Source organism: Psychrobacter sp. WY6, assembly GCF_018448495.1.
In the GTDB taxonomy this organism is placed as follows: Bacteria; Pseudomonadota; Gammaproteobacteria; order Pseudomonadales; family Moraxellaceae; genus Psychrobacter.
Genome location: NZ_CP049902.1, coordinates 260,727 through 278,733 on the forward strand (window position 1 = coordinate 260,727; position 18,007 = coordinate 278,733).

General features: G+C 43.4%; 9 protein-coding genes and 4 pseudogenes. 2 read left to right on the plus strand and 11 right to left on the minus strand.

Features of this window, described 5'->3' with window-relative positions; genetic code table 11:
- Positions 1-266: 266 nt before the first annotated feature.
- The 8 genes and pseudogenes from G7Y90_RS01270 to pilM (G7Y90_RS01315) all read right to left on the minus strand — a co-directional run.
- Complete coding sequence (locus tag G7Y90_RS01270; RefSeq protein WP_250163178.1) at positions 267-1,211, minus strand: hypothetical protein; 945 nt, start codon at positions 1,209-1,211, stop codon at positions 267-269.
- 129 nt (positions 1,212-1,340) lie between these two features.
- Positions 1,341-2,443: pseudogene (aroB, locus tag G7Y90_RS01275) on the minus strand (3-dehydroquinate synthase).
- Positions 2,444-2,561: 118 nt separating this feature from the next.
- Positions 2,562-3,122 carry a shikimate kinase AroK gene (gene aroK / locus G7Y90_RS01280; protein ID WP_045453412.1) on the minus strand — a complete coding sequence of 187 codons (561 nt, stop codon included), beginning with the start codon at positions 3,120-3,122 and terminating at the stop codon, positions 2,562-2,564.
- Positions 3,123-3,286: 164 nt separating this feature from the next.
- Positions 3,287-5,622 (minus strand): annotated as a pseudogene (locus G7Y90_RS18780) (type IV pilus secretin PilQ).
- Between the two features lie 27 nt (positions 5,623-5,649).
- Complete coding sequence (locus G7Y90_RS01300) at positions 5,650-6,183, minus strand: pilus assembly protein PilP (protein WP_201560980.1); 534 nt, start codon at positions 6,181-6,183, stop codon at positions 5,650-5,652.
- Positions 6,183-6,917, minus strand: a complete 735-nt coding sequence (locus G7Y90_RS01305) for a type IV pilus inner membrane component PilO (protein WP_045453405.1) — start codon at positions 6,915-6,917, stop codon at positions 6,183-6,185. The genes G7Y90_RS01300 and G7Y90_RS01305 overlap by 1 nt, the downstream gene beginning before the upstream one ends.
- On the minus strand, positions 6,914-7,576 hold the full coding sequence (locus G7Y90_RS01310) for a PilN domain-containing protein (RefSeq protein ID WP_045443917.1): 663 nt from the start codon (positions 7,574-7,576) through the stop codon (positions 6,914-6,916). The genes G7Y90_RS01305 and G7Y90_RS01310 overlap by 4 nt, the downstream gene beginning before the upstream one ends.
- Positions 7,576-7,692 (minus strand): annotated as a pseudogene (gene pilM, locus G7Y90_RS01315) (pilus assembly protein PilM); the annotation flags it as partial. The gene G7Y90_RS01310 and the pseudogene pilM (G7Y90_RS01315), both read right to left, overlap by 1 nt.
- A gap of 64 nt (positions 7,693-7,756) precedes the next feature.
- On the opposite strand from pilM (G7Y90_RS01315), the gene G7Y90_RS01320 reads away from it, so the two are divergent.
- Positions 7,757-8,922, plus strand: a protein-coding gene (locus G7Y90_RS01320) for an IS3 family transposase (RefSeq protein ID WP_250163181.1) whose coding sequence is annotated in 2 segments (ribosomal slippage) — positions 7,757-8,012 and positions 8,012-8,922 — 1,167 coding nt in all. Because the reading frame shifts where the segments join, the coding sequence is not laid out codon by codon here.
- Here G7Y90_RS01320 and pilM (G7Y90_RS01325) read toward each other — a convergent pair.
- Positions 8,923-9,912 (minus strand): type IV pilus assembly protein PilM, encoded by a 990-nt coding sequence (gene pilM / locus G7Y90_RS01325; protein ID WP_250163182.1) that lies wholly within the window; start codon positions 9,910-9,912, stop codon positions 8,923-8,925.
- A gap of 193 nt (positions 9,913-10,105) precedes the next feature.
- On the opposite strand from pilM (G7Y90_RS01325), the gene G7Y90_RS01330 reads away from it, so the two are divergent.
- A complete protein-coding gene (locus tag G7Y90_RS01330; RefSeq protein WP_250163183.1) occupies positions 10,106-12,760 on the plus strand; it encodes a penicillin-binding protein 1A in 2,655 nt (884 codons plus the stop codon).
- 184 nt (positions 12,761-12,944) lie between these two features.
- Here G7Y90_RS01330 and G7Y90_RS01335 read toward each other — a convergent pair whose 3' ends face one another.
- Both G7Y90_RS01335 and rpoC read right to left on the minus strand, forming a co-directional pair.
- Positions 12,945-13,466 carry a DUF6586 family protein gene (locus G7Y90_RS01335; RefSeq protein WP_201560982.1) on the minus strand — a complete coding sequence of 174 codons (522 nt, stop codon included), beginning with the start codon at positions 13,464-13,466 and terminating at the stop codon, positions 12,945-12,947.
- Positions 13,467-13,633: 167 nt separating this feature from the next.
- A pseudogene (rpoC, locus tag G7Y90_RS01340) lies at positions 13,634-17,865 on the minus strand (DNA-directed RNA polymerase subunit beta').
- Between the last annotated feature and the right edge of the window lie 142 nt (positions 17,866-18,007).

An 18,007-nucleotide genomic window follows, 5' to 3' on the forward strand; every position in this document is an offset into this window, starting at 1 on the left:
TTTTAGCACTAATTATATGCTTTGTGATGCCCCACAAAAAAACCCACTAACCAGCTTGTCAGTGGGTTTTTGTCAATCATAGTAGTAACGAGGTTATCATAACTATCAACGATATGGTCACAGGACAAACATACTCTAATTGCTTTTGTCTTCTATCAATGTTTTTATGCTGTCGTTATTGGTCTTAGGAGGATTGGTATTCTTGCTAGTAGCGTTTGCGCCAGAATTTGTACTACTGGTACTACTTGGCGGCTTCGGTGTTGCGACTACTGGGGGTTTTTTAGTGGTATTTTCAGTGCCTGATGTCGCTGGTTTTTATTTTTCTCTGGTTCAGACTTAGTTCCACTACCTTCGTTTTTGGGCGTAGTGACAGAGGAGACTTCCTCTTCATTGCCAACAATACGCTCTTCAGTGACCGATAAAGTATCGGAGGTATCCGCTGACTGACGGATACTTTCATTGTCGCTGTTACTGGCAGTTTCTTGACTGCTACGACCAGCATTGTCCCCATTATCCGTTTCTGGCAGTGGCTGGCGCACTGGCACTTCGCGCTTAGTCGGCTTTAGATCAACAGAACGTGTGCGTCTGGTGCTCAAATCTTTAACTGGATCAGGGCGTTCATAATTATCGATGATACCGACATAACGATTGATCTCTTCTGGCAACACACGCACATTGGCTGGCAACTTAAAGTCTATCAGTTTTGCCGCGCCAACCGCTTCTTGTGGACTACTCATGAGCCCATAAGTTAACATATAGCGAACTTGATTTTCATCATCAAGATAACGGAAATAAGCAAATTTATTACGGTCTGCGCGGCCTTCTAAATAACTGACAATCACATCGTTTTCGGCGACATTCATCACCTGCACTGTCCATTTGCCTTTATTCGCCAACAAATAACGTTTGTCTTTAAACTCAGCAGGATAATTGCGCAAATCACGTACCGTCGTATCAAAACTAATGGGCTGCACGTCGGTATCAAGCTCGTGTAACGACTCGATTTTTAAGGGCTGCTCAAGCTCAGCACTCAATGGTTGCGGTGCTGATATGGGGGCATTTTCAATTTTGGCACCCATCGCTGGCGTTTGACTAAACATCCAAATCAGAGCCGTAACCACACCCAGCAGCAAGGTCATTATCAGCCAAATCAACGCTTGACGGCGATATGACTGGCTAGCGGTACGCGGCGTCGATCTTGAAGCTGCCATGGGAGTATCCTTGGTGAAAATAAAGTTGACCGCATTCAAGAGATGCGCAGTAAGTAGAATGGCGGCGAGCCAGTCTGCTTTAAACCGTTGCGTTCAGTGAGTATTCACGAGCACTAAAGCTTTAAGACATTATACGCGGTGTTGTGATAATACCTCGTACAAAAGCTCTTCATCGAAATCACTGGTCAATACGGCCTGACCTAGTGATTTTAACAAAATCAGGCGGATTTGTCCGTGTTTCACTTTTTATCATGTCCCATCAAACTTAGCGCCGTTTGTGTATCAATGCGTGGCGGGGTGATAGGCAAATTTGCTAAGTTTAAAATACGCTTAATACGAGCAATGTCTTCGACCGTTAACCAACCCATTCTCTGTGATAACTCTGCGGCTTGTACCATGCCAGCAGCGACTGCCTCACCGTGTAGCCAATTACCATAGCCTTCATGTGTTTCAATGACATGACCAAAAGTATGACCGAAATTTAACAATGCTCGCACGCCTGACTCTCTTTCATCTTGCGCGACGATATCGGCTTTATACTGACAGCAGCGTTTTACGGCATCACCAAGTACCGCTAAATTCAAATCCATCATCGCTGGCAGATTGACTTCCAGCCAATCTAAGAACGTGACATCCATAATGAGTGCATATTTAATGACTCTCAGCCAACCCGGCTGACAACTCGCGCGCTGGCAAAGTCTTGAGCGTACTCATATCAGCAAGTACCATTGTGGCTGCCAAAAAGCGCCCAATATTTTTGCCTTGAGGATGATGATGCCGTCTTACCACCAACGCTCGAATCCACTTGTGACAGTAGCGTGGTTGGAATTGGATAAATTTACACCACGCATAAAGCTTGCTGCAGCAAAGCCCGTCATATCACCAATAACGCCACCACCTAGAGCAATAAGCGTAACGTCACGATTAAAATGCTCGGCCATCAATACATCGTAAATTTGATTGATACTGCTCTGATGCTTATATTGCTCACCATCTGGCAATACGCAAACACGCACAGTGAACTGCTCTGTTAACTCTTTTTCTAAAGCGTTTAGGTATAAAGGCGCAACAGTATCATTAGTGACAATCAATACTTGGCGACCACGAATATAAGGTGTGATCAGCTTTGCCATACTGTTGTGATTTATCGCTGTTTTCTCAGTAATGACGATTGGATAGTCATGGCTTTGCGTATGAACCGTTAAACCGTCATGAAACAGTGGCGTTGCCATTAAGCACTCCCTAAACATTTTGAATGAGATAAAAGTAGCTGAGCTTAACTAGGGCGCGTCCTGATTTTTATCACCATTTTTAAATGAGGACACGCCTTGATAAAGTTTATCATTATGGTTAATTTTCTTTATCTTCTGGTGCTATAGCAGTCGAGTCAGTAAATGACTCTAGTTGCTGTAAGAGCTGATTGACCATATGACGGGGATAAGTATGACCAGTTGGCATAATAATATGAGCGACTTGGCGATATAAGGGATCACGAGTGCTATATAAATCTTGCAAGATTTTTCTAGGATTTGGCTGCTGTAACAGTGGTCGTGATTTGTCTTTAGCCGTGCGAGCCATTTGCACATCAACTGGCGCATTCAAATAAACCACGATGCCGCGCTGATGCAAAAACGCTCTGTTTTCAGCACACATCACAGCGCCACCACCAGTCGCTAAGACGATTTGGTCTTTTTGAGTCAACTCATCGATGGCGCGCGTTTCACGCTCACGGAAGCCCGCCTCGCCTTCTTTAGCGAATATCCAAGCTATGTCAGCCCCTGTCTGCGATTCAATGTACCAATCGCTGTCTACAAAGGTGCGCCCCAACTGCTTAGCCAGCAATTTACCGATGGTTGTCTTCCCTGCTCCCATCGGCCCTACTAAAAATACCGACGGCAATTCCTCCACCATAATACTTACTCAGCTAAATTAGCTATGATACAACGTCATTGATATTCTGGCTAGTAATGAGCGTTGATTATTGTTAGTAAAATTCAATCAATATGAAAATTTTCCCATAAAAAAAGCAAGCGTTGATGCTTGCTTCTTTTGAGCGAAAACCAATCAATAAATGATTAATCTATGCGGCTAATACCATCATTGATCAATTTTGGCGTGATAAATATCAATAACTCTTCTTTCGAATTACTACGCACGTCTTTACGGAAAGCGCGACCAATATAAGGCAGATCTCCTAAGAAAGGTACTTTATCGACACCATTGCTGGTACGATTCTTAAAGACACCACCCAACACAACCGTTTGACCATCTTCAACAATAACATTGGTCGAAATAGAGTCTTCAGCAATAGCAACCTGATTGTTAATAATGGTCGGCGTACCGTTAGTGATTAACAATTGCAAGCCGATTTTACCATCTGGGGTGATATTTGGTGTGGCCTCTAAACTCAATGCTGCTTCTTTAAAGCTAGTGTAGTTGCTCCACTGGCAGACGCTTCTTGATAAGGAATCTGCGTCCCTGAAGAGACTTTCGCCGTTTGCTTGTCTGCTGTCAGAATCTTCGGCGTAGAAATCACTTCACCGCGATTATCCGCTTGCAGTGCTGACAATTCAAGATCAAGCATCACATCTGACATGCTCAGCAAGCCAAAGGCAATACTACCAGCAGGGTTGGCAACCCCTAAATCGACGTTTAAGTTATCAGGACGAGTAATATCGTATGAAGGATAAGAAACTGTTTGACCATTTACCGTCGTCGTTTCTACATCAAAGTCTTTTAAATCCCATAGCGTTTGATTACTACCACCGACCAATAAATTACGGTTGTTAGCAGCACCATTTGACAAGATACCCCAACGAACCCCAATCTCTTTACTAAAGCTATCAGTGGCACTCACAATACGCGCTTCAATCATGACCTGACGGACTGGAATATCAATTTTACCAATCAATTTATGGATATTTTCGATACTGTCAGCCACATCTTTAATAATTAAAGTATTGGTACGTTCATCTACCGTTACCGTTCCACGATTAGACAATAAGGTATTGTTATCAGCAGCATTTGCATTGCTGCCACCTGATGAGCCACTGCCTTGAGAAATAAGTGTCAAAACATCTGGCGCTTTTGCATAGCTAAGACGAATATATTCTGTGCGTAATGGCGCAAAAGACTCAACTGCTTGCTGTGCTTCAAGCTCACGTGCTTCTTGCTCAGCAAGCTCGGTGGAAGGCGCAACCAAAATGACATTGCCATTCTCACGCTTACCAAGATTCTTACTCTTTAGAATAATATCTAGCGCTTGATCCCATGGGACATTAATCAGGCGTAAGGTGATTGCCCGCGACTGAATCACTAGCCACAATATTCATTTCTGTGAACTGCGCTAGGATATCTAAGACACTACGAATCTCAACGTCTTGAAACTCCATAGATAGCGCTTCACCGCTATAGACTTTTTCTTCAAGTGTTGGCTCACGTAGTAGCTCAGGTTTTCTGATATTAATATTCAGCTGATTGCCTGATTGATAAGCCTGATACTCATAATCTTCTTTGACATTAATAGTAATTACACCATTTTGACCTTGGTTTTTAGTATCAATACTATCAACCAGACCACTATTAATATTCAAACGGCGCAATAAATTTCTTGGCACGGTGCTACCCGTTAAGCGTACCACTAACTTGTTGCCTTGACGTTGCACATCAACGGGAATGGCTTCATTGGTAAGTGCGATGCTAACGTTGCCACCACCATCATTTCCTGCGGCAAAATTGACGGCACTCAACCATCATAGCTATATTGCTTACTCACTTGCGATGCAGCAAGTTGTGGGCTTAATAACGGGTTAACTCTGACCACCATGGTATCAGCAGGTACTTGGTTTTTAACCACAGTTTTACTGGCTATATTGACTGCCGGTGCACTACTGGTTTCTACAATCGGTGTAACGACTGCTGTCGTCGTGATCGCATTATTGTCATTGAGTACGTCTTGGATAGGATCATTGGTCATTACTGGACGGTTAGGATCGGTAATGGTTAATAGTAAATCGTTACCCTCAATCGATGTCGTATAGTTACCTGCCTGTTTTAGCTCAACAATCAGGCGCGTGGTACTGTCACTATTTAAAGTCGTGACCTTATCAATCATACCAATATTGTATTCATTAAAGCGACTAGCAAGTCCATTCTGCACTTTTTCAAAATCTAGTACCAAACGGCTAGGGTTATCAAGCTGATAGGCGGCAGGTAACACTGGTAAACCGTCAAATCCCAAACGCATTTGTGTCACCGCTGGCGCAGTTTGTACCACAGAAACTTCGTTAATGCGCTGTGCGGCATGGGCACTATTACTCACTGCTACCATGCTGATTGCCAATGCTGAAATGGCAAAAGCAGAAGATACGCGGTTACTCATCATCGTTACCTTGTTATTGCGTACTGTCATTATTTATTCCTCAAAAAATCTGCCGACTTAGCTTATGGGTGAAACCAACGACTGGGGTTTTTCAACAAACCCAGCGCGGCTGTCTGGCACAATTTCAATCAAGTTAATCTGGGTCGGCGTGATTTCAACAATACGGCCGTCATTTAGTCCAAGATAATCACCTACTTTCACACTCGCGACTGAACCATCAGGGCGTTGTACCAACGCATATCGCTGACCTTCAGGTGAAATTACGACACCACGAAAAATCAGTTGCGATAGCTCATATTGCTCAAGAGGTTCTTTCACTCTGGTAATGTCAGGACGCACACCATCGATGGAAGTGATAGGACCTTGGACATTGACTAAACTCGGTGGTAAGAATGGACTGCGCTGTGCGCTGGCACTATAAACAAAGTCTTCTACTAGCTCAGCTTTGGGCGGTGGTTCAATAGGTTGAGCTGGCTGATTACGGATATCGGTCATTGATTGCTCTGCCATACCAATGCGATCCGCACACCCTGTCATGGACAATACAGCCATGCTTAAAACCAATAGCGTAGGCAGTTTTTGAATATTCATTAGTTGCCTCCTGCATTATCAGTGGTCGCAGCGTCAGTGACAGCAACCGTTTCATCACCCTCAGGGTCAGCTTCTTTTGAACGATAGGTTTTGGTTTGTAATACCAAATTAAGCTCCGGTAAAACATCCAATGTCGGCTGCGGATTGCTGACCTCAAAATCATGCATAGTAATGATTCGTGGTAAGGCGGCAAGACCACTAATAAAGCTACCAAACTGATGATATTCGCCCAAAGCAGCAATGCGGATAGGTTGCTCAATAAAAAATTCGTTTTCAATCTCAGGCTCTACTGAAATGTCTTGAAAACGTATATTGCTGCCGACACCCGTCATGTTAATGCCCTCAACCAGCTCTGATACACGCGTATCTTTTGGTAACTGATCGAGTAAGGTATTGAACTCAGCTTCCATTTGGACAACTTGCTCTTGGTAAGCTTTTAAATGACGCGCGCGTGATTCTTTTTCACGATAGCTATCAAGTAACGTTTGTTGCTGGCTCTCAGCAGCATTGATCTCATCGATTTTACTACTAATCGGTAAAGCCCACGCCAACGCTGCGATGAGCGTGATGATAAGCCCTATTACCGTTACCTTTACAGGTAATGGCCAGCTGCCGTAGTTTTCAGAGTCTAACGACTCAAAACTGCGGCGAAACTCCTGTAAATCAAACTGTTGCTTTGGTTTCAGGGCTGTTTTTTTGGTTTTAATCAGGCTTTTTTTACGGTTAAGCTTCATAACTCACCTCCAGGTACAGTGGTACCGTCAGCACCTTCTACAGGAACGGCTGTTTCCGACTGTACTTTGGTCGTGATCACAAACTGTACATAACTGTCTTCAGGATAAATAGGACGCGGCTGTTCGCCAGCGGTGACCGTATTATTAAGCACTGGTGCAGATTCATAAGCACTGATATTTTGTTGGATATTACTAACGGCTGAATCACCCATCCATTTACTATCATCAAGATTACGAATCAAACTTGATACAATATTTGGATTATCAGCTCGACCTGTCAGCGTCAAAACATCGCCTTCACGTTTGAGGTTATTCAAATAGAGTGCCGGCGGGATAGCTTTAGCAAGATCATCCCATAAACGAACGGGCACAGGACGTCGACCCTGCAAGTCTTGAATGACTTGCATACGTGAAATAATATCCTCACGGCGCTGCTCCAGACTATCAATTTCAGTCAAAGCCGTATCTAAAAGAGCATTTTCTTTTTCAATCAATGCGTTTGCATCAAGTTGTTCATCAAGCTCGTTGTTAAAGTAGCTCCATGAAGCAAATGCAGCCAATAAAGTGAGCAAAGTCACTGCCACTACTAACGTGAGAAATTCTTTATTGCGACGCTCGCGCTCTTCTTGGCGCCAAGGTAATAGGTTAATACGAGCCATTAGTCGAAGCTCCTTAACGCAAGACCGCATGCAGCCATTAAACTTGGTGCATCAATGGCCAGTTGCTCATTATCGATATTTGGTGCAATAGTCATATTGGTAAAAGGGTTGGCAATGAGCTATGCTGAAGAAACCGTATAAGTAAACTTGGTAAACTAAGCACAATAACAGGAGTTTACCATGACCAAGAAATTAAGAACTTACAGTAACGAATTTAAAGCTGAAGCCGTCAAGAAGATAGCGGATAACAACGGCAATATTTCAGCGACCGCAAAGCAACTTGGCATCGCCATGCAAACGCTATCCAACTGGCAGAACAAAGCTAATCAAGGCAAGCTTGTAGGAACAAAGCAGTATGACCCTGAACTTATGAGTGCGCTTGAAGAGGTAAAACGCCTAAAGCGACAGCTTAAAGTTGCCGAAGAGGAGCGCGAGATCTTAAAAAAGGCGACGGCGTACTTCGCGAAAAACAGTCAGTAAAGTACGCCTTTATCAAAGACAACCAGCAAATCTTTAGCATCAGTAGGATGTGCCGCGTACTTAGCGTTAAACCATCGAGCTACTACGACTGGCTGAGTCGTGATATCAGCTGTCAGCAGGTACACCGTAATCAGTGCGAGCTACTAGTTAAAGCCGCTCATAGTGAAACTCATGAGCGCTATGGTGTTGAGCGTCTGCATGCAACGCTCACCGAGCAAGGGTATGATATTAGTCTATACATGGTCAGAAGCATCAAAGAAGAACATGGCATCAAATGCCGTCGTCACAGGCGCTTCAAGGTCACCACTGACTCAAATCACAAAAAACTGGTCTATGACAACGTATTAAATCAGCATTTTGATATGCAAAGACCGAATCAAGCGTGGGTCAGCGACATTACCTATATCTGGACAAATGAGGGCTGGTTGTATTTAGCGGGAGTCAAAGACTTATACACCAAAGAGCTGGTCGGCTATGCTATCAATAAGCGAATGACCGCAGATCTAGTATGCAAAGCATTGAACATGGCCATCAGGAATAAACGTCCAAGCAAAGGGCTAATCGTTCACTCTGACAGAGGCAGTCAGTACTGTAGCCACGCGTACCATAAGATCATCAAGCAGCATCAATTTACAGGCTCAATGAGCGCTAAAGGTAATTGCTTCGACAATGCTCCAATAGAAAGCTTCTGGGGCACTTTAAAGAACGAGCTGGTATATCATCAGGATTATAAGACTAGGTTTGCAGCGATCAACGATATTATTAGATACATCGAGCTGTACTACAACCAAACGAGAATTCAAAAGGGTTTGGGCTATAAATCACCAAGACAGATGTGGTTTGATTATTATCGTCAGGCTGCGTAACTAAAATCTCCCAAGTTTATGTATACGGATTTGACGGCAGGGGTCAGCAATACTGACAGTCACCCCAAGTTTTTGCTGTGCCATGCCAGCAAGACCAGAAATAGAGCTACTACCACCAGCAAGGACCACATGATCGATACTACTGTATTGGCTTGAAGAAAAATAAAATTGCAATGAGCGAGTAATTTGTTGAATAGCATTTTCGATAAAAGGCGTCAGCACATCAAGATAGTAGTCATCTGGTAAGGTACGCTCACGCTTACTAACAGCCGCTTCTTCAGCAGATAGTCCATAACGGTTTTGTATCGCTTCTGTTAACTGAACACCACCAAATAATTGTTCACGGCTATAGATAAACTCACCGTTCTTAGCAACATATAAAGTCGTTTGATTGTGACCAATATCTATCAAAGCAACTAACTCAGGGGCATTTGGTAAGTTATTTACCATGAGTCCAAAAGCACGCTCTATCGCATGGGATTCAATATCCATGACCTTCGTTTGAAGACCACCAAAGGTTAAGGCATCAACTCTTTGGTCAACATTCTCCGAGCGTGATGCGGCAAGTAAGACTTGCACCATGTCATCACTTGCTAAAGAAGGCCCTAAAACTTCAAAGTCTAGGTTGACGTCTTCTAATGGATAAGGTATGTATTGATCAGCATCTAAACGTATCTGCGCTTCACGCTCAACGTCGCTTAGCGCAGCATCCATATCAATAATTTTAGTGATTACTGCTGACCCTGACACGGCAGTTGCAGCACTACTACCAGCGACATGACAACGTTTAGCTAAGTTAGCAATAATATGACCAACCGCTTCAGTATCTACAAGAAGTTTATCGACGACTATACCTTCTGGCAGTCTTTCAATACCATAAGATTTTAGATGAAACATGCCCTGTTGGCGCTGTATGTCAACCAACTTTACTGAAGTGGCACAGATATCCACACCAATTAAATTCTGACTTTTGGAAGTAAATAGCCTCACAAACTCTATACCTTATATTAAGTGTACAATCTGATAGTTATTTGTAATAATTCAGTACAATACTTTACTTAACAGATAGATTCAAGCATTTAAACAGGTTATTAAGGTCAACTTACACATTTATTATGACCTGCTGATTTTGTTCAAGGTATAATGTTTTATCTGTTGCAAATTTTAATTGATAAGTCTTCTTATGACCAAAAAAAATGCTACCGCCCGTCTCATTCACTTTTTGGTGGGGCTTGTTATTGCCTGCTTGGCATTGGCAGTTATCTTAGCACTTGCTGTGCCCATTGGTTTTTATGGGATGGCAATGTATTTATCGCCTACCCTACCTAGCATTCAAGAGATTAAAACAGCAAATTTAGAGATGCCATTACAGATATATAGTAGTGATGACAAACTCATTGGCCAATATGGTAACCGTTTATCTTTACCCGTTACTTTTGAAGATATTCCTGAAAATTTGACTCATGCTTTTTTAGCAGCAGAAGATGCGTCCTTTTTTCAGCACAGCGGTATTAGTATTAAAGGTCTTGGTCGCGCAGTGACAAGAGTGACTGACGACGACAGCCAAACGGGCGGCTCTACCATTACTATGCAGGTTGCCAAAAACTACTTCTTAAGTCCAGAGCGCACCTTAAATCGCAAATTGGTCGAGCTATTTTTAGCACGTAAAATAGAAGATGAGCTCAGTAAAAATGATATCTTGACGCTTTATGTCAACAAAATCTATCTAGGTGAAGGCGCTTATGGTATCCGCGCCGCGGCCAAAAAATACTATAGTAAATCCTTAGAAAACCTCACTATTGCTGAAACAGCAATGTTGGCAGGTCTGCCCAAAGCCCCTTCTAAATACAATCCTGTTGCCAATCCCAGTCGCGCGCTGACTCGCCGCAACTGGATCATTGGACGCATGCACGAGTTAGGCTATATCAGCAAAGCACAACGCGACGAAGCGATCAGCTCACCAGTAGGCATTAACCTCTATAAAGAGAAGCTCGACGTCAATATGCCGTATTTGGCAGAAATGACACGCTCTACATTGGTCAATCGCTATGGTGAGCAAGTGATGCATAGTGGATGGCGGGTACGCCTTACGGTTGATAGCAAAGCACAGACAGATGCGGAAGCGGCGGTACTGACCGGTTTGGTGGCTTACGAACATCGTCATGGTTGGCGCGGGGCTGAAGCAAATGATGAACCGCTAGAAAATTTCCGCCGCTATAGTAATATGACTCCCGCCAAAGTCACCAAGGTTAATGCTCGCAGTTTTGAGGCGACAATGCCCTCTGGTGAAAATGTGACCGTTGGTTGGTCTGGGATGAGCTGGGCACGCAAGTATATTTCTGCCAATCGTATCGGTTACTTTCCTGACAACGCCCGCCAAATTGTCAATAAAAACGATATCATTCGTTTGATACCGACCGCGAATGGTAATTGGCAGCTGGGACAAATTCCCAAACTACAAGGAAGTCTGGTCTCCTTGAATCCAGAAACTGGCGCTGTTAAGGCATTGGTCGGTGGCTTTGACTTTAATCACAGTAAATTCAATCGTGCTCTACAAGGCTGGCGTCAACCAGGCTCAACCATTAAACCGCTTGTCTATACCGCTGCTCTAGAAAAAGGCTATCGCCCAGATAGCATTGTTTCGGATCGACCGATTCAAGTGGGTGACTGGAAACCGAAAAATTCTGATCAACGTTTTTTAGGCGAAATCACTTTACGCCGTGGACTGTATTTATCTCGTAACTTAGTCTCTATTCGTCTCTTACAAGCCATTGGTATCTCTGATACGCGCGACCTATTAGATGAATTCGGACTTGATAAAGAAAAGCTACCGACGACTTTGTCGTTAGCGTTAGGTGCAGGACAAGCAACACCGTTACAAATGGCAACAGCCTATGCTACGTTCGCGAATGGTGGTCACCGTGTACAGCCGTATTTTATCGAACAAATTTATAATTATAATAATAACCTCCTCTTTCAGGCAAACCCACGCCAAGCGTGTGCCACCTGCTTCAATGAAAAACTTGAAGACCTCAATAGAAATCTCCTCGAAGATTATAAGAAGTCAATTGAAAATGAAGACAGTGCTATCGATGATGAAGTGACGGTTAAAGAACAAAATTTAGAGAACAATGATGATATTGATAACATTGAACAAAGCGGTAAAGCGCTAAATCTAAAGGTTTATGATGCTAGTCCACAGGCCGATCGCTTAAAAGCACCAGCGGTTCAATATGCAGTGGCTAAGCAAGCACCTAGAATCTTACAACCCAGAGTCGCTTTTGAGATGGCAGATATCTTACGTGACGTCGTACAGCGTGGTACGGCAGTACGAGCCAAGGCTTTAGGTCGTGATGATATTGGTGGCAAGACCGGTACCACCAATGAAGCAAAAGACGCTTGGTTTGCAGGTTTTCATCCTACCAATGCAACTGTCGTGTGGATGGGTTTTGATCAACCATCAACCATGGGTCGTCGCGAATATGGTGGTGTGGCAGCTCTACCCGTTTGGATGGATTTTATGAAAGCCCAACTTAAAGACACGCCTCATCAATGGGTGTCTATCAATAACCGCGCCAAATCGAAAAAACAAAAGCAAAAAATTATAGAAATGACTGATGATGGTATTCTGGCCGATGATGAAGATACGGATAGCAGCGAATCAGAAAAACCAGTTAAGACGCAGACTCAACAGCGTAAATCACCACCAGCTGAACCTGTTGAAGCACAAACTAGCTCTCAAGCAGCCAAACCTAGTAACAGCCGTAGTAATGATAGTGTGCCGCAAAACCCTTTATCGGTAACACCCGTTGAGCGTATGCCACCGATACCAGAGTAGACAACCATTAATAATATAAACTTATGACTTAAAAAAGGCTTATTTAGCACTCGCTAAATAAGCCTTTTTTATACTTAATATTTTGATCAATACCACTCTATTAAAGGACAGTCATCAGTCAACTAGGACATGTCTTCATTTTAAAAATGGTGATAAAAATGAGATAAAATTTTAATAACTATTTTTAGAACTCAACCATACCAGCACGTAGTTGCTCAATCAGCTCTAAAAACTGCTGACGCCACTCTCGTATCGTCGCCTCATCTGGCAGCCATTGATTCGACAAGGTCACAACGTTAACAATAAGATCAGGTGAGGCAGTATTGCTTGGTGTTTGATCTACGATAGCATCTGGCGGTACGGCGTACAGACAACGCTGATACGCACGCTCTATATTGGCCAAAAAACCCTGCTGCTGTAACTGCTGTAATCGCTGAATCTCAGGCGATACTTGGGTACGCTCGCTCAATGCTTGCTCAATATCTGACAATGTTGGTGCGCTCATGTTTAAACTATAAAAATAACCTAGCTCTTGGGTAAATGCGAGAAAGGCACCGTACAGATGAAAAATAGCAGTTTCACAATGGGCTTGATAGTGCTGTTTATCATCGGTACTTCCCGCCGCTTGGCAGGATAAACGACAGAAATACAGTTTTTGATTGGTTCGATCTGCTTGATATTTGGCAACGCGGGTTTTACCTGCCATTTGCGACTTATCCTTATATGAAATGTAAATTAGGGCATATTTTCCAGTGTACTATTTTTTTAGATAACAGTACCATGCATTTCTCACTTTATTGCACACACAAAAAAGCCAGCAACTTAGGCTGGCTTTTTATCAAATTAACAATAAATCAAAGACGCTTAATACTATTAATTATCCTGATTAAGCTCTTGTGCAAAGGCTTCATCAAAGCTTGCAAAGTCTTTACTATCCGTGCTCGCTGACATATCAAATGCTGCATTGTCAAACCCTGCTTTAAGATCTTTATCTAGCAGTTTTTGCTCCGCTTTCTCTTTGCGTGCTTTATGATAAGCAAGACCAGTACCAGCAGGAATCAAGCGACCAACAACGACGTTTTCTTTCAGACCACGTAGCTCATCCACTTTACCAGTCACGGCAGCCGCAGTTAGTACACGGTCGTCTCCTGGAACGATGCTGCTGAGATAAAGCTTTCTGTTGCCAGACTTGCTTTGGTGATACCTAGTAATTGACGCTCGAACTGTACTGGGAATTTATCTTCCGCTTCCAGCTTCGCATTCAATGCTTTGATATCAGAGTACTCTGCTTGATCGCCTTTGAAGTGGTTTGAATCGCCGCCATCGGTAATCTCAACTTTACGCAGCATCTGACGAATAATCACTTCGATGTGCTTATCGTTGATTTTTACACCCTGCAAGCGATAAACGTCCTGTACTTCGTTAACGATGTAATCAGCAAGTGCAGTCTGACCTTTCAAACGTAAGATATCATGTGGATTCTGTGGACCATCAGCGATCACTTCACCACGTGCTACCGTTTCGTTTTCAAAGACGTTAATTTGACGCCATTTCGGGATCAGCTCTTCATGAATCTCACCATCTTCATTGGTGATAATGAAGCGATTTTTACCTTTGGTCTCTTTACCAAAGCTAACCACACCTGTCATTTCTGCCATGATGGCGTGATCTTTTGGACGACGTGCTTCGAACAAGTCAGCAACACGTGGTAGACCACCGGTAATATCTTTAGTACCTGAAGAGGCTTGTGGTACACGACCCAAAATCGAACCGGCTGCTACTTTTTCACCATCGCTGACGCGAATGATGGTTTCAGCTGGTAAGAAGTAAACCACTTCTTTACCTTCGTCAGTGTTCAAGATAATCGCAGGACGTAAGTCTTTTGCTGAACTTGAACGGTCACGAGTAGCAAGAATCTCAAATGAGCTCATACCCGTCGCATCATCAACTTTTACGGTAGCAGTTAAGCCATCAGTAATCTCACTGAAGCGTGCAGTACCAGCAAATTCTGTGATAATAGGATGCGTGTGCGGATCCCATTTAGCGATGGTTTGACCAGCATCAACCTGATCTTCGTGTTTCACAAGCACGCTAGAACCATAAGGCACTTTATAGCGCTCACGCTCACGACCAAGCTCATCGGTCAAGGCGATTTCAGCTGAACGCGATACGATGACTAAGTGACCATCGGTATGTTGAACCGTTTTCATGTTTTCGAAATGCGCTTGACCAGCACTACGAACTGAGATGCTGTTATCCACTGATGCTGAGCTTGCTGCCCCGCCCACGTGGAATGTACGCATCGTTAACTGAGTACCTGGTTCACCGATAGACTGTGCCGCCATAACACCGACTGACTCGCCAATGTTCACTTTATGACCACGAGCCAAATCACGACCATAACACTGTGAACAAACACCATGCTCAACATTACAAGTAATAACTGAGCGTACCCAGATATCATCAATCGCATTGTTATCAAGCACGTTTACCCAATGCTCATCGATCAAAGTACCTGCTGGAATCAATACCTTATCAGCATCATCGTTATAAGTCACATCACGAGCCGTCACACGACCTAGCACTAGCTCACCTAACTTCTCAATGATTTCACCACCTTGAATATGTGGTTTCATGAGCAAGCCTTGCTCAGTACCACAGTCATCACTGGTAATAACCAAATCTTGTGCCACATCAACCAAACGACGCGTCAAGTAACCTGAGTTAGCGGTTTTCAGTGCCGTATCCGCAAGACCTTTACGTGCACCATGCGTTGAAATAAAGTACTGAAGTACTGTCAAGCCTTCACGGAAGTTTGCTTTAATTGGCGTTTCGATGATTGAACCATCTGGCTTAGCCATCAAACCACGCATACCAGCCAACTGACGAATCTGAGCCGCACTACCACGAGCACCAGAATCTGACATGATAAAGATAGAGTTAAATGACTTCTGCTCTTCTTCCTCACCTTTGGCGTTCATGATTTTATCAGTGGCTAAGTTGTCCATCATCGCTTTAGCGACTTTGTCATTGGTACGTGACCAGATATCAACCACTTTGTTATAGCGCTCACCAGCGGTCACAAAACCTTGCTCGAATTGATCTTCGATTTCGCGAACTTCGCCTTCTGCTACTTCGATAATTTGCTTTTTCAGTGGTGGAATGACCATGTCATCAATACCGATAGACACACCAGACAATGTCGCTTGGGCAAAACCAAGATACATCAATTGGTCAGCAAACATGACACTTTCTTTAACGCCAACTTTACGGTAGCAAGAGTTAATCAAACGAGAAATATTTTTCTTCGTCATCTCTTGGTTACATTCATCAAAAGACATACCTTTAGGCATGATGTTCCAGATCAATAAACGACCTGCAACCGTTTCTTTTAAGCTGATTTCTTTAGTCTCATTGCCATCTTCATCAATATGCGTCTCGGTGACACGCACTTTGATCTTAGCGTTTACATGCAAATCGTTTGAACCAATCGCACGCAATGCTTCATTAACGGTGGCAAAAATCATGCCCTCGCCTTTGGCATTGATAGACGAGCGACTGATGTAGTACAAGCCCAATACAACATCTTGCGACGGTACGATGATTGGATCACCGTTGGCAGGCGACAAGATGTTATTGGTAGACATCATTAGCGCACGTGATTCAAGCTGTGCTTCTAGCGTCAATGGCACGTGAACGGCCATTTGGTCACCATCAAAATCGGCGTTAAACGCGGTACAAACGAGCGGATGCAATTGGATTGCTTTACCTTCGATTAGTACTGGCTCAAATGCTTGCAAGCCCAAACGGTGAAGCGTTGGTGCACGGTTAAGAAGCACTGGATGCTCACGGATAACCATGGCCAGCATATCCCACACTTGCGGCTCTTCACGCTCTACCATCTTTTTGGCAGCTTTAATCGTGGTCGCTAAACCATGAGACAATAATTTGTTATACGTAAATGGTTTGAATAATTCAAGTGCCATTTTCTTTGGTAAACCGCACTGATGTAGACGTAGCGTTGGACCAACAACGATCACCGAACGACCAGAGTAATCGACACGTTTACCAAGTAAGTTTTGACGGAAACGACCTTGCTTACCTTTGATCATATCTGCCAAAGACTTCAATGGACGCTTGTTACTACCAGTGATCGCACGACCGCGACGACCGTTATCAAGCAAGGCATCAACTGATTCTTGCAACATACGCTTTTCGTTACGTACGATGATATCAGGGGCACTCAGCTCAAGCAGACGCTTTAGACGGTTATTACGGTTGATCACGCGGCGATACAAATCGTTTAGATCTGAAGTCGCAAAACGACCGCCTTCTAGTGGTACTAGCGGACGCAAATCTGGTGGTAGTACTGGCAAGATGTTCATCACCATCCACTCAGGCTTGTTATTAGAGTCACGGAAGGCTTCTAATAATTTAAGACGCTTAGACATCTTTTTAAGCTTGGTTTCAGAACCCGTTTGCGGAATCGCTTCGCGCAAATCATCGATTTCAAGATCTAAATCGATATCTTTCAATAGGTCTTGAACCGCTTCAGCACCCATTTTAGCAGTGAACTCATCGCCAAATTCTTCAAGGGCTTTATAATAGTCTTCATCATCAAGCAGCTGATACTTCTCTAGAGAAGTCAAACCTGGCTCAGTAACAATATAGCTTTCAAAATATAGAACGCGCTCGATATCACGTAGCGTCATGTCTAGTAATAGACCGATACGGCTTGGTAATGATTTTAAGAACCAAATGTGTGCCACTGGGCTGGCTAAGTCAATATGACCCATACGATCACGACGTACTTTCGCAGTCGTTACTTCTACGCCACATTTTTCACAGATAACGCCTTGGAACTTACGGCGCTTATATTTACCACATAAACATTCAAAGTCTTTTACTGGACCAAAGATTTTGGCACAAAATAGACCATCACGTTCAGGCTTAAACGTACGATAGTTAATAGTTTCAGGCTTTTTTACTTCACCATGCGACCATGACTTAATGACGTCAGGTGAGGCTAAAGTAATTTGAATGCTATCAAACTCTTGATTACCGTTGCCGGTAGGGCTTTGCATGATATCGAGTAAATCTTTCAAGTTGCTTCTCCGTTATCTTTATAATCATCTGATAGCGTATTATTGACGCAAATAAGATGAATGAAGGCAATGAGGGTTGAGACAAATCACTAAAAGCAGCAGCGATGCGCATACTGCTTTTAGGTTGACCACTAAGGATAAT